Annotated in this window: 20 protein-coding genes and 2 tRNA genes; 11 read left to right on the plus strand and 11 right to left on the minus strand. The window is 60.4% G+C overall.

Going from position 1 to position 21926, the window contains the following annotated elements; all coding sequences use genetic code 11:
• Positions 1–64 precede the first annotated feature (64 nt).
• Entirely contained in the window at positions 65–388 is a 324-nt protein-coding gene (gene erpA / locus AB4Z24_RS10410) for an iron-sulfur cluster insertion protein ErpA (RefSeq protein ID WP_441708076.1), read from the plus strand.
• 109 nt (positions 389–497) lie between these two features.
• Entirely contained in the window at positions 498–1280 is a 783-nt protein-coding gene (xth, locus tag AB4Z24_RS10415; RefSeq protein ID WP_441708078.1) for an exodeoxyribonuclease III, read from the plus strand.
• Positions 1281–1349: 69 nt separating this feature from the next.
• On the opposite strand, the gene AB4Z24_RS10420 is transcribed toward xth, so the two are convergent.
• Together AB4Z24_RS10420 and ilvD are read right to left on the minus strand one after the other, a co-directional pair.
• Entirely contained in the window at positions 1350–2444 is a 1095-nt protein-coding gene (locus AB4Z24_RS10420; RefSeq protein WP_441708080.1) for a tetratricopeptide repeat protein, read from the minus strand.
• On the minus strand, positions 2431–4155 hold the full coding sequence (gene ilvD, locus AB4Z24_RS10425; RefSeq protein WP_441708081.1) for a dihydroxy-acid dehydratase: 1725 nt from the start codon (positions 4153–4155) through the stop codon (positions 2431–2433). Before ilvD ends, AB4Z24_RS10420 begins: the two co-directional genes overlap by 14 nt.
• A gap of 411 nt (positions 4156–4566) precedes the next feature.
• Between ilvD and AB4Z24_RS10430 the strand changes: the two genes are divergently transcribed.
• The gene (locus AB4Z24_RS10430; RefSeq protein WP_441708083.1) at positions 4567–5700 is read left to right on the plus strand and encodes a M48 family metallopeptidase; all 1134 of its coding nucleotides are present in this window, start codon (positions 4567–4569) and stop codon (positions 5698–5700) included.
• Between the two features lie 114 nt (positions 5701–5814).
• A complete protein-coding gene (locus AB4Z24_RS10435) occupies positions 5815–6429 on the plus strand; it encodes a DUF2939 domain-containing protein (protein ID WP_441708085.1) in 615 nt (204 codons plus the stop codon).
• A 21-nt stretch (positions 6430–6450) separates the two neighbouring features.
• Here AB4Z24_RS10435 and AB4Z24_RS10440 read toward each other — a convergent pair whose 3' ends face one another.
• Entirely contained in the window at positions 6451–7374 is a 924-nt protein-coding gene (locus AB4Z24_RS10440; protein ID WP_441708086.1) for a DMT family transporter, read from the minus strand.
• Positions 7375–7473: 99 nt separating this feature from the next.
• On the opposite strand from AB4Z24_RS10440, the gene AB4Z24_RS10445 reads away from it, so the two are divergent.
• Positions 7474–8247 carry an AraC family transcriptional regulator gene (locus AB4Z24_RS10445; RefSeq protein ID WP_441708088.1) on the plus strand — a complete coding sequence of 258 codons (774 nt, stop codon included), beginning with the start codon at positions 7474–7476 and terminating at the stop codon, positions 8245–8247.
• Positions 8248–8268: 21 nt separating this feature from the next.
• Here the strand turns inward: AB4Z24_RS10445 and AB4Z24_RS10450 are convergent, their stop codons facing one another.
• The 5 genes from AB4Z24_RS10450 to AB4Z24_RS10470 form a co-directional block, all read right to left on the minus strand.
• A complete protein-coding gene (locus tag AB4Z24_RS10450) occupies positions 8269–11034 on the minus strand; it encodes a valine--tRNA ligase (RefSeq protein ID WP_441708090.1) in 2766 nt (921 codons plus the stop codon).
• A gap of 128 nt (positions 11035–11162) precedes the next feature.
• Complete coding sequence (locus tag AB4Z24_RS10455) at positions 11163–11867, minus strand: DUF2497 domain-containing protein (protein ID WP_441708092.1); 705 nt, start codon at positions 11865–11867, stop codon at positions 11163–11165.
• 321 nt (positions 11868–12188) lie between these two features.
• Positions 12189–13820 (minus strand): DUF2497 domain-containing protein, encoded by a 1632-nt coding sequence (locus AB4Z24_RS10460; RefSeq protein WP_441708093.1) that lies wholly within the window; start codon positions 13818–13820, stop codon positions 12189–12191.
• Between the two features lie 255 nt (positions 13821–14075).
• Entirely contained in the window at positions 14076–15536 is a 1461-nt protein-coding gene (locus AB4Z24_RS10465) for a TolC family outer membrane protein (protein ID WP_441708095.1), read from the minus strand.
• Positions 15537–15825: 289 nt separating this feature from the next.
• Entirely contained in the window at positions 15826–16479 is a 654-nt protein-coding gene (locus AB4Z24_RS10470) for a protein-L-isoaspartate O-methyltransferase family protein (protein WP_441708097.1), read from the minus strand.
• Between the two features lie 251 nt (positions 16480–16730).
• Here AB4Z24_RS10470 and AB4Z24_RS10475 point away from each other — a divergent pair.
• Positions 16731–16804: transfer RNA gene (locus AB4Z24_RS10475), tRNA-Cys, on the plus strand.
• A 178-nt stretch (positions 16805–16982) separates the two neighbouring features.
• Here the strand turns inward: AB4Z24_RS10475 and AB4Z24_RS10480 are convergent.
• Both AB4Z24_RS10480 and AB4Z24_RS10485 read right to left on the minus strand, forming a co-directional pair.
• A complete protein-coding gene (locus tag AB4Z24_RS10480; RefSeq protein WP_441708099.1) occupies positions 16983–17204 on the minus strand; it encodes a hypothetical protein in 222 nt (73 codons plus the stop codon).
• A complete protein-coding gene (locus AB4Z24_RS10485) occupies positions 17201–17950 on the minus strand; it encodes a COG4280 domain-containing protein (RefSeq protein WP_441708101.1) in 750 nt (249 codons plus the stop codon). Before AB4Z24_RS10485 ends, AB4Z24_RS10480 begins: the two co-directional genes overlap by 4 nt.
• Positions 17951–18295: 345 nt before the next feature.
• On the opposite strand from AB4Z24_RS10485, the gene AB4Z24_RS10490 reads away from it, so the two are divergent.
• The 4 genes from AB4Z24_RS10490 to AB4Z24_RS10505 all read left to right on the plus strand — a co-directional run bounded on the left by AB4Z24_RS10490 (position 18296) and on the right by AB4Z24_RS10505 (position 20439).
• Positions 18296–18370, plus strand: a tRNA-Asn gene (locus tag AB4Z24_RS10490).
• A gap of 115 nt (positions 18371–18485) precedes the next feature.
• Positions 18486–18875: a hypothetical protein gene (locus tag AB4Z24_RS10495; RefSeq protein ID WP_441708103.1), complete on the plus strand. Its 390-nt coding sequence runs from the start codon at positions 18486–18488 to the stop codon at positions 18873–18875.
• A 158-nt stretch (positions 18876–19033) separates the two neighbouring features.
• Entirely contained in the window at positions 19034–19825 is a 792-nt protein-coding gene (locus tag AB4Z24_RS10500; RefSeq protein ID WP_441708105.1) for a transporter, read from the plus strand.
• 398 nt (positions 19826–20223) lie between these two features.
• Positions 20224–20439, plus strand: coding sequence for a hypothetical protein (locus AB4Z24_RS10505; protein WP_441708107.1), 216 nt, complete (start codon positions 20224–20226; stop codon positions 20437–20439).
• A gap of 32 nt (positions 20440–20471) precedes the next feature.
• Here AB4Z24_RS10505 and AB4Z24_RS10510 read toward each other — a convergent pair whose 3' ends face one another.
• Complete coding sequence (locus AB4Z24_RS10510) at positions 20472–21113, minus strand: SOS response-associated peptidase (RefSeq protein ID WP_441708109.1); 642 nt, start codon at positions 21111–21113, stop codon at positions 20472–20474.
• Positions 21114–21346: 233 nt separating this feature from the next.
• Between AB4Z24_RS10510 and AB4Z24_RS10515 the strand changes: the two genes are divergently transcribed.
• On the plus strand, positions 21347–21922 hold the full coding sequence (locus tag AB4Z24_RS10515; protein WP_441708111.1) for a TapB family protein: 576 nt from the start codon (positions 21347–21349) through the stop codon (positions 21920–21922).
• The last annotated feature ends 4 nt before the right edge of the window (positions 21923–21926 follow it).

The raw sequence follows: 21926 nt of genomic DNA on the forward strand, positions 1-21926 counted from the left end.
TGTTGCGTACCGCCACCGCTAGTAGGAGCTGGCCGGTTAACGACTTGCAACCGATCGGTGCCCGATGACCATTACCGTTACAGAACGCGCCGCGACGCGAATCGCCGAAATCACCGCAACCGAGGCGGAAGCGCCCATTTTGCGCGTTTCGGTCGAGGGCGGCGGTTGTTCCGGGTTTCAATATAAGTTCGATCTCGTCGGCAACCACGCCGATGACGACCTCGTCATCGAGCGGAACGGCGCAGTCGTGGTGATCGACCCGGTTTCGGTGCAGTATATGGAAGGCGCACAGATCGATTTCGTCGACGACCTGATCGGCGCCGCCTTCAAGATCACGAACCCCGTGGCGACGGCTTCCTGCGGCTGCGGCACCAGTTTCTCGATCTGAGCGATCCGGATTTGATTTGTCGCCGGTTGGATGGCACATCTGATCGGCGGTTTGCCGCGCCGCCCCGGCGCGAACCGGTGTTCAATTCGCACTGAAGCGCGCCCTCGCCATGATCATCGCGACCTGGAATATCAACGGCGTCAAAGCGCGGCTCGAATCGGCGCTCGGCTATCTGCGCCAGCATTCGCCCGACGTCGTTTGCCTGCAGGAGATCAAGTCGGTCGACGAGGGCTTTCCGACATCGGCATTTCAGGACCTCGGCTACAACGTCGCGACCAATGGCCAGAAAGGCTTCAACGGCGTCGCGCTGCTTTCGAAATCTCCGCTCGAGGACGTGACGCGGGGATTGCCCGGCGACGACGCCGATCAACATGCGCGGTGGATCGAAGGGTCCGTGGCGCTCGGCGATCGCATGGTTCGCGTCGTCTCGCTTTATCTGCCGAACGGCAATCCGATCGGAACCGAGAAATTCGCCTACAAGCTTGCGTGGATGAAGCGGATGCAGGCGCTGGCGGCAGCGCTGCTCGCAGACGAAATGCCCCTGATCCTTGCGGGCGACTTCAACGTCATTCCCGAAAACGAGGATGCGAAACGTCCGCAGGCTTGGGTCAACGACGCGCTGTTTCAGCCGGAGAGCCGCGCCGCCTGGCGAACGCTCGTCAATCTCGGCTTCACCGATGCGACGCGCGCGTGCCATCCAGGGCCCGGCGTCTACACGTTCTGGGATTATCAAGCCGGCGCATTTCAGAAGGACGATGGCATCCGCATCGATCACATGCTGCTGTCGAGCCAGGCCGCCGATCTTTTGCGTTCGTCTGGCATCGATCGCGATACGCGGGCGCAGGAGAAGCCCTCCGACCACGTGCCGGTGTGGATCAAGCTCGCGGCGTGACGCGTTTGAAAGCGTGGCGATCCGTTCGGCAGCTTCGCTCGTGAAGGCGGCCGCCGAACGTGGGTGAATTCAGCGGGCCGTGGCGCCGCCCGGGGTCAGTCCAAGCATCGGCGACGATGACGACAAGGCTGGCGCGGACTGCGCTGCCGCCGGACGCAGCGTCGTCGCTCCCGCAGGAATGACGGCGTTCCGCTGCGGCGAAACCGATGGCCCGGACGAGATCACTTGCGGTGCAGGGATCGGCATCGCGACACCCATCGGACGCACCAGCTCGCCATTGGCGCAGGTTCTCACCGGTTCGGGTGATAAATCGTCGAGGCCGTCCTTGCCGTCGCGCACAGCGGGGCGGCGGCCATACAGGTTATGCCATTCGGCGACGCGTCCCGTCGCCTGCTGACGAACGCCCTCGCCCGCATTGCAGAAGATGTTCTGATAGATATCCTCGATCCACACGCGCTCGCTCGGCGGCGCGTTGGCGACGGCGACGTCGATGAGGTTGAGTGCTGCCGTCGGATTCTTTTCGACGAACTTACCGCGCCACATCAGATCGGCGAGGAAGGCTTGGGCGCCGGGATGTCCTGCCTGCGAAAGCCGCGACAGCCAATGGCGGCCGTTCGCAATCTTGCTCGACGGATCTTCGAAGCCGGCGACCGAAATATCCGGCCCCTCGCCTCGCAAAAACACCTTGGCGAGTTCGAACTGCGCGTCTTCATCGTTAAACGTGAGGGCGGCACGCTGCAAAGCGCGGTTTGCCTGCTCGACGTCGGGCTTCACGCCCGCGCCGGCCATGCCATTTCGCAAATACATCGAAACGGCAGTCAGAGATTTGGCGGCGATAGGAGCGAGCGAATCGTCGTCGGGATCGACGTCCTGCAATTCGTCTGCAAGCGACTTGTACAAGCTGAAAGCTTTACCGTGATCGGTATACGCGCCTTCGTTATCGCCGTAGATGCGCGCCATGTAGAAACGCGCGATCTGCGGCTTCGAGGGCTCGAGCGCCTCGAAGGCGGGCAACGCCAGCTCGTAGTAGCCGCCGTTGAACGCCGAGATTCCTTGCTTCATTGCATCGTCCGGCGTGCGGAAGACAACGTCTTCCGCCATCGCCGAGCCGAGCATCAGAAGAGACGCAATGCTTCCCGCAAGTGCAAGCCTAAATGTCCGCATAGCAGTGAACTTCCGCCTTTCCTCCCGCATGGGTTACGGCGCCGTACCTCGCCGGTCCCACTTGGTCCGCAAATTTTCTCAGCGCGCCCGATTGATACATGTTGGGCGGTGCCTTCCAATTCTTGCGCCGTTTCGCCAGCTCTTCCTCACTGACCTCGAGGTCGAGCGTGCCATTCTCGGTGTCGATCACGATGACATCGCCGTTCTCGACGAGCGCAATCGGGCCACCGACGGCTGCTTCCGGACCGACGTGGCCGATGCAGAGACCGCGCGTGCCGCCGGAGAAGCGTCCATCCGTTATCAGGGCGACCTTGTCGCCAGCGCCCTGGCCATAGAGTGCCGCCGTCGTCGACAGCATCTCGCGCATGCCAGGGCCGCCCTTCGGCCCTTCGTAACGGATGATGATCACGTCGCCATCCTTGTACTTCCGATCCTCGACCGCCTGGAACGCATCTTCTTCGCAGTCGAAGCACAAGGCCGTACCGCGGAACTTCAGCGTTTTGAGACCTGCGACTTTCACAATCGCGCCGTCGGGTGCGAGCGAGCCCTTGAGGCCCACGACGCCGCCCGTCGGCGTGATGGGATTGGAAACCGGAAATACGACTTTCTGATCGCGGTTGAATTGGACGCTCTCGAGATTTTGAGCGAGTGTCTTGCCGGTCACGGTCAGGCAATCGCCGTGCAAAATTCCGCCTTCGAGCAGAGCCTTCAGGATCTGCGGAACGCCGCCGATATCGTAGACGTCCTTGGCGACGTACTTTCCGCCGGGTTTCAAGTCGGCGATGTAAGGCGTGCGCTTGAAGATCTCGGCTACGTCGAACAAATCGAAATCGATGCCGACTTCGTTCGCCATGGCGGGAAGATGAAGCGCACCATTGGTCGAGCCACCGGTCGCGGCAACAACGATGGCCGCGTTCTCGAAGGCCTTGCGCGTGCAGATATCGCGCGGACGAATGCCGTCGGCGATGAGGCGCATTACGGCCTTGCCGCTTTCAAGCGCCAGCGCATCGCGGCTTTCATAGGGCGCAGGTGCGCCCGCCGAACCCGGGAGGGCCAAGCCGATCGCTTCCGACACGCAGGCCATGGTGTTCGCGGTGAACTGACCGCCGCACGAGCCGGCCGACGGACAGGCGACGCACTCAAGTTCGTGCAGGTCGGCGTCCGACATCTTGCCCGCGGAATGCATGCCGACACCTTCGAAAACGTCGACGACGGTGACGTCGCGACTCTTGAAGCGGCCCGGCAGGATCGATCCGCCGTAGATGAAGACGCTCGGAACGTTGAGGCGCAGCATCGCCATCATCATGCCGGGAAGGCTCTTGTCGCAGCCGGCGACGCCGACGAGAGCGTCATACGAGTGGCCGCGAATGGTCAGCTCGATCGAATCGGCGATGACCTCGCGCGAGACGAGGCTCGACTTCATGCCCTGGTGGCCCATCGCGATGCCGTCGGTGACGGTAATGGTGCAGAACTCGCGCGGTGTGCCGCCGGCCTCGGTGACGCCCGTTTTCACAGACTGGGCCTGGCGCATCAGCGAAATATTGCAGGGGGCGGCTTCGTTCCAGCAGGATGCGACGCCGACGAACGGACGGTGGATGTCCTCTTCCTTCAGCCCCATCGCATAGTAGTAGGAACGGTGCGGGGCCCGCGACGGACCTTCCGTTACGTGGCGGCTCGGCAACTTCGATTTATCGAACGTCTTGGCGTCCATTTATTCCTCTTTGGGCATCCTCGCCCTATCCACACATCCGACTTTGGATGCGGCAGGGATGCCAGTCGCGGGGGCTCGGCGAAAGTGCTCTGCCTGATAAAAAGTGACGCTGCATTAACAGCGGAGCTGTCAGCAGGTGCGCGGTCATTGTGGCTCGAAAGTGGCGTGGCGTTTTCGGAGAGTTGCTAAACCGCCACAACAGCCATGCAAGTCGCCAAATATCGTTAACGGCCCCGGGCGCTGCTGTAAAATCTGCTCCGGGCCTTTGCGTCGACGATGGCCGTTGGACTGCCATTTGGGCTGAGATTTCGACGCCACAAGGGCCCGAGTTTGTCGTGCGCGAGACATTTCTTTACGGCCGGGCGCGATTAGTGTTGATCGATCGGCCCCAACCTTCGCGGAAGTGGTTCCATGTCATCAGGCGCCGAGCCTAGTCCGACTGCCACGAGTTATTGCCGCTTCATTGCCCGCCGGGGTTCGCCACCGCTAGACGGCGCGGCGTCGCTTGGCGTGACCGGCGTCGAGGTCGACCTTGGCTCCGGCCAACGGCGCCATATCTGGACTTACGGCGCGCTGCGCTCCGAAGAACCAATACGGCCCAACGCGATCGACGTTCTGCTGACTTCGAAAGACGAGCCCGGCGCTTCGCTTTTCGTCCAGGGGGCCCGTTTCGCAGCGGACCTTAGGGAACGGGCACCGCAGCTTTCCGCGCGCGCCGCCTGGCTTCGCGAAAAACGAATGTGGTTCGTTCTCCTCGCGATCCTCGCAGCGCTGTTTTTCTTGGGCTACATGTCTGGCTTCAGCCCGGCAAAATCGATTGCCAAGGCGCTGCCTGACAGCTGGCGCGAACGGCTCGGCAAGACGACGCGCGAATCGATGACCGAAGGCCACAAGGAATGCATCGACCCGGCCGGGCTGGCCGCCCTGAAGCGGTTGACGGACCGGCTCTCGCAAGGCGCCCCGGCAAATGTGCCGTTCAACGTCCATGTCTATGACTGGTCCTTGATGAATGCTTTTGCCGTGCCGGGCGGGCAGATCGTCCTTACCAAGGGCCTGCTCGACAAATCGCAAAGTCCGGACGAGACCGCAGGCGTTCTGGCGCATGAAATGGGTCACGGGATCGAAATGCATCCCGAGGCCGCGATCATCCGGGGCATCGGCCTCGGCGCGACGCTCGAAGTCATGCTTGGCGGTACGACGGGCGGCGGTCTCGCCAACGTTGGGCTCATGCTGGCGCAGCTCGGCTATTCGCGCGACGCCGAACGCGAAGCCGACAAGCATGCCTTGGAACTGCTCAAGGCCGCGGGCATCTCTCCGAAAGGACTCGGCAATTTCTTTACGCGCGTGGTGAAGATGGAGGCCGACGAGGGCGACAAGAGCCCGGGCGCCTTCAGTTGGTTCCGCACGCATCCGCCGGCCGCCGAACGTGCGCGGCTTGTCGGCGCGCAGCACGATTATCCCGCGAGCCCTGCGCTTGATGCCGGCGACTGGCAGAGCCTGAAATCCATATGCAATAAAACGCGCGCTGCGGACGAAGCGACGTAGCGGCAGTCTCGAAACTGACGGTGGGCAACCGCTTCCCTAGCCCGAAGTTCGTCAGAATCGGTCCGTAAAGAGAGCATGACGGCGCCAATGTGCGCGCCAGCCTCAGGACTTTGCATGAAGCCGGTTTACTTCGTCGTCGGATTTGCTGCTCTCGCCGCTTCGATCTACATAGGGTCGCCATTCGCGACGGCTTGGAGCATTCGCGAGGCCGTTCGCAACGGCAATGCCGACTATCTCTCGACCGCCATCGAGTGGCCGACGGTGCGCGAAACACTGAAGCCGTCGATTGCACGCATCGCGCTGAACCTTCCCGATCCCGAGAGTGATCCGGCCGCCAGCACCGGGCTTTGGACGCGCTTCAAAGCCTACCTCGGACAGAGCGCCGTCGACGGTCTTGTCGACAAGTACGTGACGCCCGAGGGACTTCCGCAGCTCTTCACGCTCCGGGCCAAGTATCGCGATCTGGTCGCGAGCGAGGACGAAGCGAAGACATTGCCGATCATGGATCGCATCTCGCGCGCGTGGGCTCGCGTGAAGCGGGCGGAATTCACGAGCGCGACGAGCTTCGAGATCGACATGGAAGACAAGTTCGATCCGACGCGGGTCTATCTTGGCAAGCTCGAGCTACGTCCTGCCGGATGGAAGCTGACGGAGCTCCGGATCAAGTTCCTGACGGCGGCGAAGAACGCGGTGCAGCGCTTTACGAGTGCGGAACAGGGCGCGCTCTAAGACGCGCCGTTTCCAACCTCGTCACCCGCTGTTCGCTCGTGGCACGTCGGCTGCGGCGATTATCGGTTTCCGAAACGCTTGTGCACATCCGACCCCTGCAAGTGTCAGCGTTGCGCCGATGACGTGGAAAAGTTTCACCGGCTCTCCCAACATCACGATCGCCGCCGCAGCGGTCAGAACCGGCAGCAGGTTCATGAACACAGCGCAGCGGTTCGGTCCGAGCTGCTGCACACCGCGGATCCAGAGAAATGGCAACACGACCGACGCGAGGCCGCCTGCATACGCAATCAACGGCAGCGTTTCGGCGTTCAGCTGACGGAGCGGCGCGGGGGTCGCGAGGAATGCAGGAAACATCGCGGTCAATGCGCAGAGCGCCTGCATGTACGTCGATTGCCATCCGGTGATCGGCAGGTCCCAGCGTTTCAGCAACACGCCGTAGAGCGCATAGACAAACGCCGCGATCAGCATCAGCGCGTCGCCGGGGTGGATGCCATTTCTCGGCAATGCGGAGATGTCGCCGCCGCTTACGAGATAAAGAAGGCCTCCGAAGGAAAGGGCGCCGCCAAAGACCACGCCATACGTCGGCGGTTCGCCAAGCAGCGCTGCACTCAGCGCCACCGTCAGCAGCGGGGTGAGTGCCGTAAACACAGCCATGTTCGTTGCTGTCGTCGTCTCGGCAGCGAGGTAGGAGAGGCTCTGGAACAGGCACATCGCTAGAAAGCCGAGAATCGCGAACTCGCCGATATGAGGCCAGATCGCCGTTCGATTTCGCCACGCCGTTCGGCCGACGAACGTACTCATGAGGATGACCGCGAACAGTAAACGATAGAACGTGATCGCCTGTGGTCCGATGGTGTGCGCCGACAGGCGCGAGACGATGACGTTGCCGGCCCACAGAACGATGGCGAGGAACGGATAGAGGAAAGCGAGTCTTTGGCTAAGCATGATGTGATGTCCGTAGTCCTACGAAATGGGCTTTGGGTCGTAGGGCTTTCGGATCGGTCAGTCTCACGCTAGGGTAACCAATCTTATCGAGATTGGGACATGCTCGAAGACCTTCTTTCACGCCACTTGAATTTCCACGCGACCGCTCGCCCGATGGCCGCGATGGAAGTCGACTACCCGAGCGGTTCTTCGACGGGGCGGCACAGCCATCCGCGCGCGCAGCTTCTCTTCGCCGTTTCGGGCGTCATGATCGTACGCTCGTCGGCGGGCTCCTGGGTCGTCCCGTCCAATCGTGCGGTGTGGCTGGCGGCTGGGCTCGAGCACGAAGTGGAGATGCGCGGAGACGTGAAGATCCGCACCGTTTTTGTGGATCAGGATGCCTCGCCTCACCTGCCCCAGGGCAACTGCGTGATTGCGGTAAGTCCCCTGTTGCGCGAACTGATCGTTGCTGCGGTGAAGGTTCCTGTCGATTACGAAAGTGGCTCGCGCGACGAGTGCCTCATGCAGCTTCTCCTCTATGAGCTGCGCGAGCTCAATGTGCTGCCGTTACATCTTCCAATGCCTGACGACATCCGGTTGAGAACGATTTGCGAAGCTCTGCTGCTGTCTCCAGACGACATCAGCACGGCCGGGGATTGGGCGGATCGCTTCGGCGTGACGTCCAAAACCGTACATCGGTTATTTTTGAAGGAAACGGGGCTGACGTTCGGACAGTGGCGTCAGCAGGCGCGTTTGCTCTCAGCGCTCGAACGTCTCGCTCGCGGCGATAAAATCATCGACGTTGCGGTGGACAGCGGCTACGCGAGCCAGAGCGCATTCACAGCGATGTTTAGAAGGCACTTCGGCACGACGCCGAGCGCCTTCTACAAGTAGCCCGCAAATCGGAAGCGCTTCTCAGACGCTTTCCATGCGGCGAAGGGCGGCCGAGAAGCGGATGATCTCGGCTTCCAACTCGGCTTTCCGCTCCTTTGCTTCCTCGATCGCTTCCTCTTTGGCGCGCTCGATGAACTGCGGGTTCGAGAGTTTGGCGTCCATCTTCTTCAGGTCGCCTTCGGCGCCTTCGATGGCCTTGGCGAGGCGGCGCTTCTCGGCCGCCATGTCGATAATGCCAGCGAGTGGCAGCGCCGCCGTCGTTTCACCGGCCACGATCAGCGCTGCGCCCTTCGGGGCCGACTCATCGAAGTCGATTTCGTCGAGGCGCGCGAGGCGCCGCAATGTTTCGTCGTTGCGGCGGACGCGTTCGCGGATCTTGTCGTCAGCGCCGACGATGACGAGCGGAATTTTCGCGCCGGCGGGCACGCTCATTTCCGTCCGCACCGAGCGGATTTCGGAGATGAGGTTCACCAGCCAATTCACTTCCTCGACGGCGTCCGTTTCGACGAGCCCGTCGAGATTGGGCCACTGGCTGAGGACGAGAAGGCTGTCGCGCTTCACGCCGTATTCGACCATGTGCGTCCAAAGCTCTTCGGTGATGAAGGGCATGAACGGATGCAGCATCTTCAGGATCTGATCGAGCGTCCAGGCCGTCACGGCGCGCGTCTCGGCTTTGGCGGCATCTTCGTCGCCCGCCAGCACCGGCTTGATCAATTCCAGATACCAGTCGCAGAACTGACCCCAGACGAAGTCATAGATTGCGGCCGCGGCTTCGTTGAACTTGTAGGCTTCGAGCGCACTGGTGACCGCTTTGGATGTCAGTTCGGCTTCGCCGACGATCCATTTGTTGAAGGTCAGCGATGCCGACTTCGGATTGAAATCGCGCTGGCGCACGCACTCGTTCATTTCGGCGAAGCGCGAGGCGTTCCAGAGCTTCGTTGCAAAGTTGCGATAGCCTTCGACGCGTGACTTCGCGAGCTTGATGTCGCGGCCCTGCGCCGCCATGGCCGCGAGCGTGAAACGCAATGCGTCGGCGCCGAACTCGTCGATCAGCACCAACGGGTCCATGACGTTGCCCTTCGACTTCGACATCTTCTGCCCCTTCTCGTCGCGAACGAGGGCATGCATGTAGACGTCCTTGAAGGGCACCTCCTTCATGAAATGGAGGCCCATCATCATCATTCGGGCGACCCAGAAGAAAATGATGTCGAAGCCGGTGACGAGGACGCTCGTCGGGTAATAGCGCTCGAGTTCGGGCGTCTCGTCGGGCCATCCAAGCGTCGAGAACGGCCAGAGCGCAGAGGAGAACCACGTATCGAGAACGTCTTCGTCACGCGTCAGCAGAACGTCCTGGCTGTAGTGTCTATTCGCCAGAACCTTGGCTTCGTCTTCGTCGACCGCAACGAAGTATTTGCCATCCGGTCCGTACCATGCCGGAATCTGATGACCCCACCAGAGCTGGCGCGAAATGCACCAGGGCTGAATGTTGCGCATCCATTCGTAATAGGTCTTCTCCCAGTTCTTCGGGACGAAGTTGGTCTTGCCGCCTTCGACAGCGGCGATTGCGGGCTTCGCAAGCTCGCCTGTGTTGACGTACCACTGGTCCGTGAGCCATGGCTCAATGACGACGCCCGAGCGATCTCCGTGCGGCACGGTGTGACCCGTCGGCTCGATCTTTTCGAGCAGGCCCAGCGCGTCGATGTCGGAGACGACTTTCTTCCTCGCGTCGAAGCGATCGAGACCGCGATAAGTCTCCGGCGCCTCATCGTTGATCTTGCCGAAGGCGTCGAGAATGTTGATCGGCGCTAGATTGTGACGTTTGCCGACCTCGAAGTCGTTGAAGTCGTGCGCAGGTGTAATTTTCACCGCGCCGGTGCCCTTCTCGGGATCGGAATATTCGTCAGCGACGATCGGGATCTCGCGGCCGACGAGCGGCAGCTTAACCTTGGCGCCGGCTTTGATCAGCGCCGCATAGCGTTCGTCATCGGGGTGCACGGCGACACCGGTATCGCCGAGCATCGTCTCGGGCCGCGTCGTCGCGACGACAATGTAGTCCTTGTCGTATCCAGCGACCTTCTCCGCCAGCGGATAGCGGAAGTGGTACATGTGCCCGCTCGGTTCTTTCGCAAGCACCTTCGCAAGCGCCGCCGCGTCGAACGGCTCGCCGCTGTCTTTCGACCAAGAAAACTTGCCGCGCGCTTCGACAGGTATGACTTCGATGTCGGAAATCGCGGTCTGGAACTTCGGGTCCCAGTTGACGAGGCGCTTGTCCTTGTAAATCAGCCCTTCGTTGTAGAGCTGCACGAAGACCTTCACGACGGCCTTTGACAGGCCCTCGTCCATCGTGAAGCGTTCGCGCGTCCAATCGCATGAGGCGCCGAGACGCTTCAACTGCGTGACGATGGTGCCGCCCGACTCTTCCTTCCACGTCCAAACGCGCTTCAGGAATTCCTCGCGGCCAAGTTCGCGGCGCGACGGCTGCTTCTCAGCGGCGAGCTGGCGCTCGACGACCATCTGCGTCGCGATGCCCGCGTGATCCGTTCCCGGCTGCCAGAGAACGTCGCGGCCGCGCATACGCTCGAAGCGGACGAGAATGTCCTGCAGCGTATTGTTCAGGGCGTGCCCCATATGGAGCGAGCCCGTGACGTTGGGCGGCGGAATGACGATCGAATAGGCGGCGTTCTTGCCGCCTGATGCACTCCGTCCGGCTTTGAAGGCGTTGGCCCTCTCCCATTCGGAATTGATACGCGGCTCGATTTCGGCCGGTCGAAAAGTCTTTTCAAGCATTGGAGGGAGCGTCGCTTATCAGCTATCGGGCCGAGGTTTTGGACCCCGGTGGTACGGCCGACCTTCGCCGGCTGTCAACCGTCGCTCCCCAATGGCCGGAACTTGTCCGGTTGTAGTTGGTCCTCGCGTCAACGACGCGAGGGCCCTTTTGGCGGGGTGTTCCCGGCCTCGTTCAAGAGCGCCTTTTCGACGATTTTGGGCATGTTCTCGGTTAGCCACTGTCTCAGGATGGGCCGCAAAAGCTGGGCAGCCACGTCATCTACGCCCTCAGACGGATGCTCGGCGGATACGTGAAGTTCGGGCAGCCGGGGCGGTTGCGGAAGCTCGGCGGCGGGCTTCGGCGCGGCTTCGACCCGCGGCTCCTCGACCGGCTGCGACATGGCGCTCATGCGATTCAAGCGGGTGTCAAAAAACGTCGGCATGTTGCGCTTCATGCTGTCGTTTTCGTGGGTGATCTTCTCGACCGCGGCGGCGTCATCTTCCTTGGCAGGATGGAGGGTGACCGGCGGCGGCTCGATCATGCGGCCGTGGGCCGGCTCGAACGGAATTACCGTGCGGGAGCGATCGCGCTCATGTTGTCCACTTGATGCCAATGCTTCACTCAGCCTCCCAAGTAAATTGGGCCGCTCGGAGGTATTCGGTGCCGCTGTCTTGAAAATTGCCGGCAGCTCGAACTCCGCGGCCTCATCTGCAATCGCGCTTCGCCCGCGCAGAGTCGTGATGCGGACTTCGCGCTTCTCACTTTCGAACATCGGAGATCGATCGGCGATGCTGGTCCGGATCGATGCCAGAATGTCTTCGACGTCGTGCTTCGCACCATTCATCATTGTCATGACGCTTCCTCTTCTGCGTACGAACTTCAAATTCGCAGAACCGCGTCGGCAGCCCCGTTGATGCCCCTCCGGTTCGTCGCATCTGGACAGATGAGATTTTTTGAAATGCGCCCCATCAACCCAGTGACGTAGCGGGCGTCCCGATCATTTACGCAGTGATCGAAGCGTCCCCCCGCTCAAGAAAAACCTACGGCGAGGTCGCGGCAACCGTGTGGCGAAAGCCACTCGCAAGAAAAAATTTGTTGTAGCGACAGGAGGTGTGGATAAGCGCCGGCGCACCTCCATTTTCATGGAGATGGATTTCCGGCGCTGATCAATGGACTACTCGCGGGGGCTCTTTTGGCCTGGCAGCAGCCGCTCGGTCATTTCGCGGCGAAGAGCCCGCTCGAGAATTTTGGGCATATTTTCGGCGAGCCATGTTTTGAGCAAGGGCCGCAGCAGATCGGCGACCGCATCTTCCATCGGACGATCGCCGCTCAACTCGGTCGAGAGCGGGGGGAAATCCCCGGTGTGGAGAGCGGAGTCGCTCGCTTCGCTGCGAAGTGCCGGTGCAGCCGATGGCGCGGGATTGGCGCGGACGAACTCCGGCGATGGCGCGGGTCCCGGTGCACGAACGGGTTCACGAACGGGTTCACGAACGGGTTCACGAACGGATTCCGGCACGCGCGGCGGCTCGGGCGCAAGCTCGGGCGCAAGCTCGGCTGTCGGAAGCGGCTTTTCCTGGTGACTGAGGCCGAAGACCGGACGGAACGCGTTCGAGAGCGGTTCGAGCTGGCGCGACGGTCCGAGAGTGGCGGACACGCTCGGGACGACAAACGTCTGACGCGGCTTCGGCGGTGGCACCGGGGCCGCAGGCTCCGCGTGTCCGAAGACCGGGTCTTTGGCCGTTTCGATAAGATGACCTGCGTGCGAGCCGTTAACCGCGCCGTTCACGGGCGTTTCTTGGTCGCCTGAACGGGGCGGCCATGCGGGGCTACGCGGTTGTTCGAATGGCGTCGCCGGTGACTGCGCCACTGGCGACGTTTCGATCGGCCGCGCGGGTTCCAACTTCGGCTCGGGCTTCGTCTCGATTTTCTGTTCGAGCTTCGGTTCGATCTTCGGTTCAGACTTGAGCTCGGCCTTGGTTTCGAATTTCGGCTCCGGAATGAGCTCAAGCTTGGGTTCGGGCGCCGGCTCGGGCGCCGCTTTGGCGAAAGGAGACGGGCCAAGATCGAAGGCAAATGGATCGGCGGCGTCGGCCGGCTCGCTGCGATCTGCCGCCGCCTTCACCGGCTTTTCGAACGACGATTTTTCCTTGGCGACGATGGCATCTGCGGCCGGTGCGTCGCGACCTTCGCGCAGGGCGTTCAGATCGTCACTCAACAGCTCGGTCAGTTGAGCCTCAATTCGCGCCGCATCGGATTCGATTACGGGATGGACTTCGACCGGCTCGGCATCGAGCACGACGTGCTTCTCTGCGGGTTCGGTCTTTTTGGCGACGGTTTCGATCGAAATCGTCTCGATCGTTATCGTTTCAATCGACACGCTGTCTCGCGCCGCAGATCCGTTGTGCGGCTTCGCTACGGACTCCACCTCGTGGAAGTCATTTTTCTCGATGGGCGTGAATGACCGTTGCTCGGCCTTGATTGCAGCGGCGCCGGTGTCACGCCGCGCATCGATGGAGCGTGATGGACTTGAGGGCGTGTGGGCCGGCTTGATCTCCGGCTCGGGATCCATCGGCTGCGACGACTTCAGGAAAGCCTCGCGCGACATAAATCCACGCTGCGGCATGGGCGACGGCGCGGCCGCTGGTCGGGCCGCCGGAGAAAACGGGGCACCCGTTCGTGGAGACGTCGGGGATGACGGCGAAGAAGACGGCGATCTCAGACCCGATGAATCCTCCGCGATGATCTTGCGGATCGAGGCGAGGATTTCTTCCATACTCGGCTCGGCTGTGGATTCAAGTCTCGACATACCCTACCTTTTTCGCAATTAGGCCGTCTTCGCTGACAGCATAGCGAACTCACCGCACCCCACCCGCTCTTGCCCACTCTTGGACTCACCAGGGTCCTTCCGAGATCCAGCATGGTGTCAGGTTGCGGAAAATCCGCAACGATCTCACGAGCAGTTATCCCCGGAGAGCGGCGCTCTCAAGGCGGCGGCACACATTGAAATCTAAATCTTTCGGGCAAAAAATCCAGCCCTGGCAAAGTATAAGTTCGGCGCCGATCACTTGATCGGCGCCACGTCCACATGCTCCCGGCGGCCGTCGCCGTGGGTGATGTCCAGTCCGAACCACTTGTTGCGGACTTCGAGGTAATGAACTTCCGGATTATATACGGCCGTAGCGGCGCCAACCTCGGAGACACTTAGACGGCCGATGGCGGAAACAACGGTGTAGGACGCGACGAGAATGTTCCGCTTCGTTGTCTCCAGGTTCACCTGCGACTGAAGCAGTTCCTGCTGCGCGTTCAACACGTCAAGAACGGTGCGCTGGCCCACCCGTTCCTCTTCCCTGACCCCGTTGAGAGCCGTGGTGTTGGCAACGATCGAAGCCTTGTCCGAGTCCTGCTGGGCCTTGAAGCCTTGCAATTGCGACCAGGCTTGCACAACCTGCGACTGCGATGCCGCGCGCGATACTTCGATCTGCTGAAGCGCCGCAATATGATTGTGCTTGGCTTGCCGCACGCGGGCGTAGACTTCGCCGCCCGCAGGATAGATCGGGACGTTCACACGGCCGACAATGGACGCCGAGGACGCCTCGTCGATACCCTGCGAGGGGTCAAACTGATCCGTATAATTTGCTTCAAGTTGCGCCTGAGGGAGCAGCTCGCCACGGATCTGGTCAACTGTGAAGCGCTGCGCCTGCTCGAGATACAGAGACTGTACGACCTGCGGGTTTTCCTTCGTGCCGATCGCGATGGCCTCATCGAGCGAGCGCGGGACGAGCTTGGTGTTCGGATTTGCTTCCACAAGTCCCGCCGGCGGGTGGCCGACGACCTGTTCGAAAATGGCGCGGCTCGACTTCAGGTTGGCTTTGGCCTGGTCGAGGCTCGATTGACCGAGCGCGCGACGTGCTTCGGACTGCGCAACGTCGGTTCTGGTTACTTCGCCGACGCTGAAACGATCCCGCTGCGCCTTCAACTCGGCGTCGAGGAACTTCAGGTTGTTCTCGTTGAGCTTCACGATCGCCTGATCGCGGGTCACGTCACCGAACGCGGTCACGGCGTCGAGCAGAACCTGCTGCTCGGTCTGCCTCAGCGTTTCGCGCCCGGCGCGGTCGTTGGCTTCGGCTGCGTTGACGGCGTTGGTGACACGAAAGCCGGTGAAGAGCGGCTGCACCATGTCAATGGCATATCCTCGCGGAGAGGTGTTGGAGCTTGTCGTTGCGCCAACCACCGGAGACACCGTGGTGTTGTGCTGGCGCCCGACGTTGGCCGAGAAGTTGATGTCGGGCCGGTAGCCGGCATTCGCTCGCGAAATATCCTCGTCGCGCGCTCTCTGCGTCGCGCGTGCCGAGTCGAGCGTCGGGCTGTACTGATACGTGGCCGTCAGTGAGTCGAGCAACGTCTCCGCGTGCACTGTCGCGGTCATGGCGATGCCGATCGTGAAAGCCAACAAGGCTTTCGAAGCGTAACGCCCGACCGAGGTCGCGTCGTTGCGTGCTACTTTGACTTTGCTTTTAGCCAATTGAATTCACCTGATACCACTCACAGCCCCTACTGAAGAGAGTGGCCCCCCAATCATTCCGTCTAGCCGATTCGAACAACGTCGACTAAACGGTTTCAGCCCCATGAAGTCCGACGGATAACTTATGGCGCTATTCACGCCACGCCAGTGGTCTCCGCTAATTTCCTCGAAAGAGTTGCTTTTTTCGCGCTTCCCCCGAGGCTTCCCCTTAACTCTTTACCTAATAAATCCCGTCGATATACGCGCAAACACACCTATCTGTGACCCGTTTGCAGCACGACGCGAACAATCAGAAGACGAACGCTGGCCGAGCCTCTGCAAAACCAGAAACTAGAGGCGCGGCGGCCTGAAAGGCATCGCGCCTCGCGAACAGTCCTGCCCGCTTATGCAGGACGACGGCGCGCCCAATCTTGTCATTTAGCGAGATCGAGACCAAGCGGCCGTTTTCGCGTATCTGCTCCTCGATAGCGCGGGGCACCTTCTCGATGCCGCCTTCGATCAGTACGACGTCGTAGGGCGCGGCAGCCGCCCAACCCGATGCGGCTGCGCCGGTGACAGCTGTGACATTGCCGATTGCGAGCGAAGCGTAAGCTTCCTTGGCGGCCTTGACGGCCTCTCCGTCGGCGAGGAGCGACACGACCTTATTCGCCATCTGCGCGACAAGGGCTGCGGCGTAGCCCGTCTCGCTTATCACGAGCACATTGTCGCCGGCATCGAGCTCTGCAAGCTGGATGAGCTTCGCAAGCACCCGCGGTGGCAAGGTGTCCCGACCTGGCGCAATCGTCAGCAGCTCGTCGCTATAAGCGAGGCTCGCAAGCCGGTCAGGAAGAAATCTCTCGCGCGGAATCTCCGTCATGGCCGCCATGATGCGCCGGTCGGTCACGTCGCTCGGACGGATCTGGCTTTCGACCATATTCCTGCGCTGCAATGCGACGTCCGCCATCGCTCGTCTCCCCGCCCGCGAGATTCCTTCGTCGAGAATATCTCTATAGACGACGCGCCACCCGAGCGCGATGGGAACGCCGTCGCATGTGGATATTTCGTTCGCGGCCGTAACGGCTTGTAAGGAGAGACTGGTCTATGTTAGATGCCCGTTCGGTCGGCGGGTGTCCCGTCTTGGTTCAGCGGAAGCATTTCCGAAACTCTCGGTTTCCGCTTCAAGCCGGGATAGAGACAGCCGCTCGAACGCAGAGAGGCCACGTGGCGGAGTGGTTACGTAGCGGACTGCAAATCCGCGTACCCCGGTTCAATTCCGGGCGTGGCCTCCATAAATCTTCATAGAAAACCGGTTCATTTCGACGCCGAAGAACTGCTCTCGCCGGCAGTCCGAGACTTTTGGGAGCAGTGTTCGAAACCGCCGGTTTTGACACCGCCCCGCGATGCGTCGCTCAGGTGGGCTCTGGATGCGGTGCCGCTTCCCAACGGCGCGGCTCCCATATTTCCCCTTCAGTCTCGCCGCGCTGTCCTTCGCGCCGTTCGCAGGACGCTTCCTGCCAAAACCAAAACCACGGAGAGAAGCAGGAACGCGCCTGCCCACCATGCCGGAACTGCAAGTCCGAGTGTCAGAAAGGCGGTCGCCGCAACAACGGCAAGAATGGCGATGGCCATGAACTCGTCGTCGAGAAAAAGACCGATCAGGCTGTTGAGGATTTCTCGCATCGCCGTCATTGAGGAATCCTTGCGCCTGTCCGCCGGAACAACGCCGAAAGCGCGAAGGCGGTGATTGAGAACACGCCGACGAATTCGAGGATCGCGAGGTCTTCTCCGGGCCAAGCGATGCCTAGCCCTTCTCCAGTCCAGAATACGCCGAATGCCGATAGCATGATGCCGACCGCGAATTTCAGCGCATTTTCGGGCACGCGCGACAGCGGCCTATGAAGGGCAAGTCCAATCATCAGAACGAGAGCGCATGCCGCGAGTGCGCCGATGCTGGCGGGCCAGATCATGTCTCGCACCGAACCGATCGCGATGACGATGAAGACGACCTCGAGACCTTCGAGCAAGACGGCCTTGAACGACGTCAGGCCCGCAATCCAGTCGAGGCGCGATTTTTGGCGTTCGGCTTCACCGCGAATGTTCGCCGTTTCCTTGGCGAAGGCGAGCGTCTCGTCGTGGAGCGCAATGATGCCGGCAGCGCGCAAGATAGCTTTCCTCAGCCATCGCATGCCGAAGAGCAAAAGCAGCACGCCGATGACGAATTGCAGTGCGTGAATGGGAAAGAGGCTGAGAAGCGGTCCGAGCGCGACAACAATCAATGCCAACGCCGCCATGCCGATCACGGAGCCAAGGATTGCAGGCCGCCATCCTCGGAACGTGCTGGCGGCAAGGACGATCGTGAAGGCTTCGACCGCCTCGACCAAAGACGCCAGAAACGCCGTGGCGATCGCTGGCCATACAATCGAGAAACTGCTCATTCGAACGGATTCCAACATCTCGGGCCGCGGATCATCACGGCACGCGCACATCTCTCACGAAATGCCCGCGACGCTATCATGAATCCGGCCGGCGCGGATGGGCCCACGCAATCGCAGGCATGGCAGGTTTCGGCCCTTGCGCGTCCCGCCAAAGAAGGCTACCAACCACCCCCGTCGGGAGGACACTGAACCCGCGCGTGCCACGCCGATTTCGCGCCGGGTCTTCGCCTTCCAGATGCGTGCTTCCACTTGTCGCCGCCATGTGACGTTGGAAGCGCCAAACAAAATGACCCGAAGGTCTCGCCAGCGCGGATACGTTCTGCTATGCGGGGCGCTTTCCGGCATTCCGCGGTAGCTCAGTGGTAGAGCGTCCGACTGTTAATCGGATGGTCGTAGGTTCGAATCCTACCCGCGGAGCCAATAGAAACAATATCTTAGCGAATTTTACCAAAGACCCCGAAGTCTCTGAATATCCCGCTGGTGACCCGGTAGGTGACGGTTGTCGGCTACCCGCGACTCACCGAATCTCGATGACATGGGAAAGCCGCTACCTGATCACGTCACGCGCGCCGAAGTCGCCACGGCCTTACGGCTATCGCTGCGCCAGGTGGATCGGCTCGCCAAAAGCGGCGCGTTGAAAAAGACGAAGCTCTCGGCCAGTCGCAGCGGCTTCGAGCGTGACGATTTTGATCGTTACCTTCAAAGCATCGGCTTGGGCGACGGCTACGTGAGCCCGGTTGGCTCGTTCAGTTTCAGCCTGCCAGCCCAAAGTTCGCTGTCGTGCAACGCCGTGGCGAAAAAGCTCGATGAGATTTTTGCCAAGAGCCTGCCGGGCTGTCTCGTGAAGGCCGCAGACAGTGAAATTCACATCATCTGGAATGCCGCGCTCGGTTACACGCCCGAGCAGATTTTGGAGTCGTTGTAAGTCCTAAGCGAAGTTCGAATCCGGAGGTTTCGCATGGCCCCGGGCTAATTTTGTGGCTTGAATATCACACGGAAAATGTGAAGTCAGCCTCGCGAAATGCGATGGAACCCCAGAGCCGGTTAAAGTGATACGAGATGCAAACCTTGGCTGGACGCCTCATGTTTGCCAGATCATTTATTCCGTTGCTGATGATGGGGCTTTTGTTGTTGGTGGGTTTTAGCGCCCCCACTATAGCCGCTGACGGATGCCCAACGAGCAAAGACGAAATTGCTACCGATCGGCCTGATGTGACCAATTCGAGTCTCGTCGTACCGACAGGTAGTTTTCAAAGCGAGAACGGCGTCAATTTGAGTAGACACGACGGCGCAACCATCTTTGATGGCACCAATAGTAGGCTTCGCCTTGGCATCGCGCCGTGCCTCGAAGTATTAGTTGATATTCCGAACTACTTCGCTGTGCTCAGCGGTAAAGCGAACTCGGGCGCAACCGACGTAACTCCGGCCATCAAGTGGCAGATAAGTCCAGTGCCTAAAATATTCGATCTCTCGGTCGTGGTTGGGACAGCCCTGCCGACCGGGACATCAAGCATCGCTGGCCGCGGGGTCCAACCTTATTTGCAGTTTCCCTGGTCATGGGAACTTGGCGGCGGGTGGGCTCTAAACGGCATGGATACCGCATTCTTCTCACCGTTAAACTCAGACAATAAGATCATCACCGAGACAACCTTCTCGTTGGAGAAGGAGATCGGCGAGCATGCCGATGTATTCGTCGAATACGTAGGCGACTACCCCGAGCGCGGAGTAAGCCAACTTATGTTGAATTCAGGCGGTGCCTACCGTCTCACAAAAACTGAGCAGATTGACTTTCATGCTGCGTTTGGTCTGAACGCCGCCGCACCATCTTACATCTTTGGTCTTGGCTATTCGTTTCGAGTCGACAACCTCTTCTGACATTTGCTCGACCAAAACGAGGAACAGGCCATCTCGGCCCATACCGGCTGGCGTTGATGACGCCCGCGATTGCCGCGATGAAAGAAGTGGTGCCGGATCTCTCCGATAGAGACGCTATGCTCGAAGCGGTTGCTGTCGTGCGCTACGCCAGCGTGTCGCGCCGGAATGGCTCTACGCGCTCTACAAGCCGGAGCCGCGAAGGCGTTAGGGTTCAGCTTTTCCTTAACCGGCGCAGCGCAGCGTCACTCCGCGCATGGATTGATCGCGGAAAAGTTGCCCCAGCCATCCTGAATGACACGAGCACAGTGCGCGAAACAGACACCAGGTTGGAACCGCTAACATTTCAGCAATCAAATTAGCGAACCATCTTGCGCTCCCAACGACGCGATGGAGGCTTGATGGAAAATCAACGTGAGGCAGCAAAAGCGGCCCTTGAGAACCTGTATCTATATAGGATGAATTACTCAAAAGAGACCATCGACGCAGTGCTCGGAGAGTCGAACCAATTAAGCTATCGGGATGGCTTTGAAGACGGCTTTGAGGCTGGCCTTAAGCGCGCCGCTGAAATTCTCCAAGCTGAAGTTACGCCATGTCGTGCCTACGAAGGATCGTAACAGAAACCGAGCATCGGCATCATGGCCCCTCATCACAACAGAATCGGTAGTTCTGCACTCGGGCGCCCCAACAGATCTTCCTTGTCGAAGCCGCTTTGAACGATCCGCATCGCGGCGGGATCATAGCTCCGCGCGAACGTGAAGGCTTCTGACGGCGACCCAGATAGCCACGTTTCGAATTCGTCTTCCTTCGACAGCAGCACTGGCATCCGTTCGTGATTGATCGAGCCTGTCAGCGCGTTCGGCGCCGTAGTCATAAAGCTGTAGACGTCCAGCTCGACGGTAGGGCCGTCTTTCTTCACGGGCCCAACCCAGCGCTGCCAAATTCCCGGAAACGCAAACAGACGCCGGTCCTCATCGCGATTGACCGCAAACCAATGCCGCTTCGCAGGCTCGCCACTATCAGGCTCGCAGTAGGAAGACGCGGGCACCAGGCAACGGCGTTGCTCGAATGACGGCTTCCAGAACCAGCTCGACAGGATCTTGTCGTCTCGGACATTCGTAACACGGCGCGGGGCTTTGCCGGGCTGCAGGAGCGCGAAACCCTTGCTCATCGTTACCAATTCGCGCTCGCCTTGCGGATCACGCTCCCGTTCCAGCCAGGAAAGATCGCCGGCTGCGGTTCTATGGCAACCGCGCGTCAACTCTACCACTTGGACGATGGGCGTAATCACGTGGTGGTGCTATGGCACGCCCGCAACTGCACAGGGCGCAGGGGGGTGCTTTGAGAACTCTTCTCGAAGGAACCAGTCAGAGGCGGCGGTGTTTTGCTGCCGCAATCCTCGTTGCATCGCTTGCCGCGTTTCAATCCGGTCCGACCACCGCCCAAACAGCTCCGACTGACGGAAGACCTGACGCCAGTACGTCCGCCGCTGACACGTCGGACGCGGCTGCGATGGATCAGCCAATGGTTGGCGATCATTGGACGTACGAAGTTCATGATGAGATCACGGGAACTCTCAAAAACACCTACACCGAAACTATCACCGATATCACGCCGACCGAAATCAGCGTGCGGAGCGAAACAGTTGGCGGGCCCTCGGCTGCGTCCTTCGTCTACGACAATCTCTGGAATATAAAAAATGGTCCTGTCTGGAAATTCACCCCAGGGGACGGCACCGGCGTGAAGTTGCCACTGAAGGTGGGGAGCACTTGGAAAAGCCACGACACAGCTCTGTTCCAAGGGCGTCAGGACACATTTGTGTTCCAAGGACGCAGTGCGACTGAGGCGCGTGTCTCCTCATCAAAGGTCGAGGCCGAGGAGACGATAACAACAGATGCCGGGACATTTCATACATTCAAGATTGAGACCGTGATCAATGCGCACAACATCAACAATCCCACCAAGAAATACCTGGAGACCTTGACGTCATGGTATGCGCCTTCGATTGATCATTGGGTAAAAAGGACAACGAAGGTAGAGGAGAACGGCCACATTACCCAGAACTTGTCCCTCGCGCTCGTCGATTGCGGCCGACGCTGAACGT

Origin of the sequence: Hyphomicrobium sp. 2TAF46 (genome assembly GCF_052114865.1) — a bacterium.
Classification (GTDB): domain Bacteria; phylum Pseudomonadota; class Alphaproteobacteria; order Rhizobiales; family Hyphomicrobiaceae; genus Hyphomicrobium_B.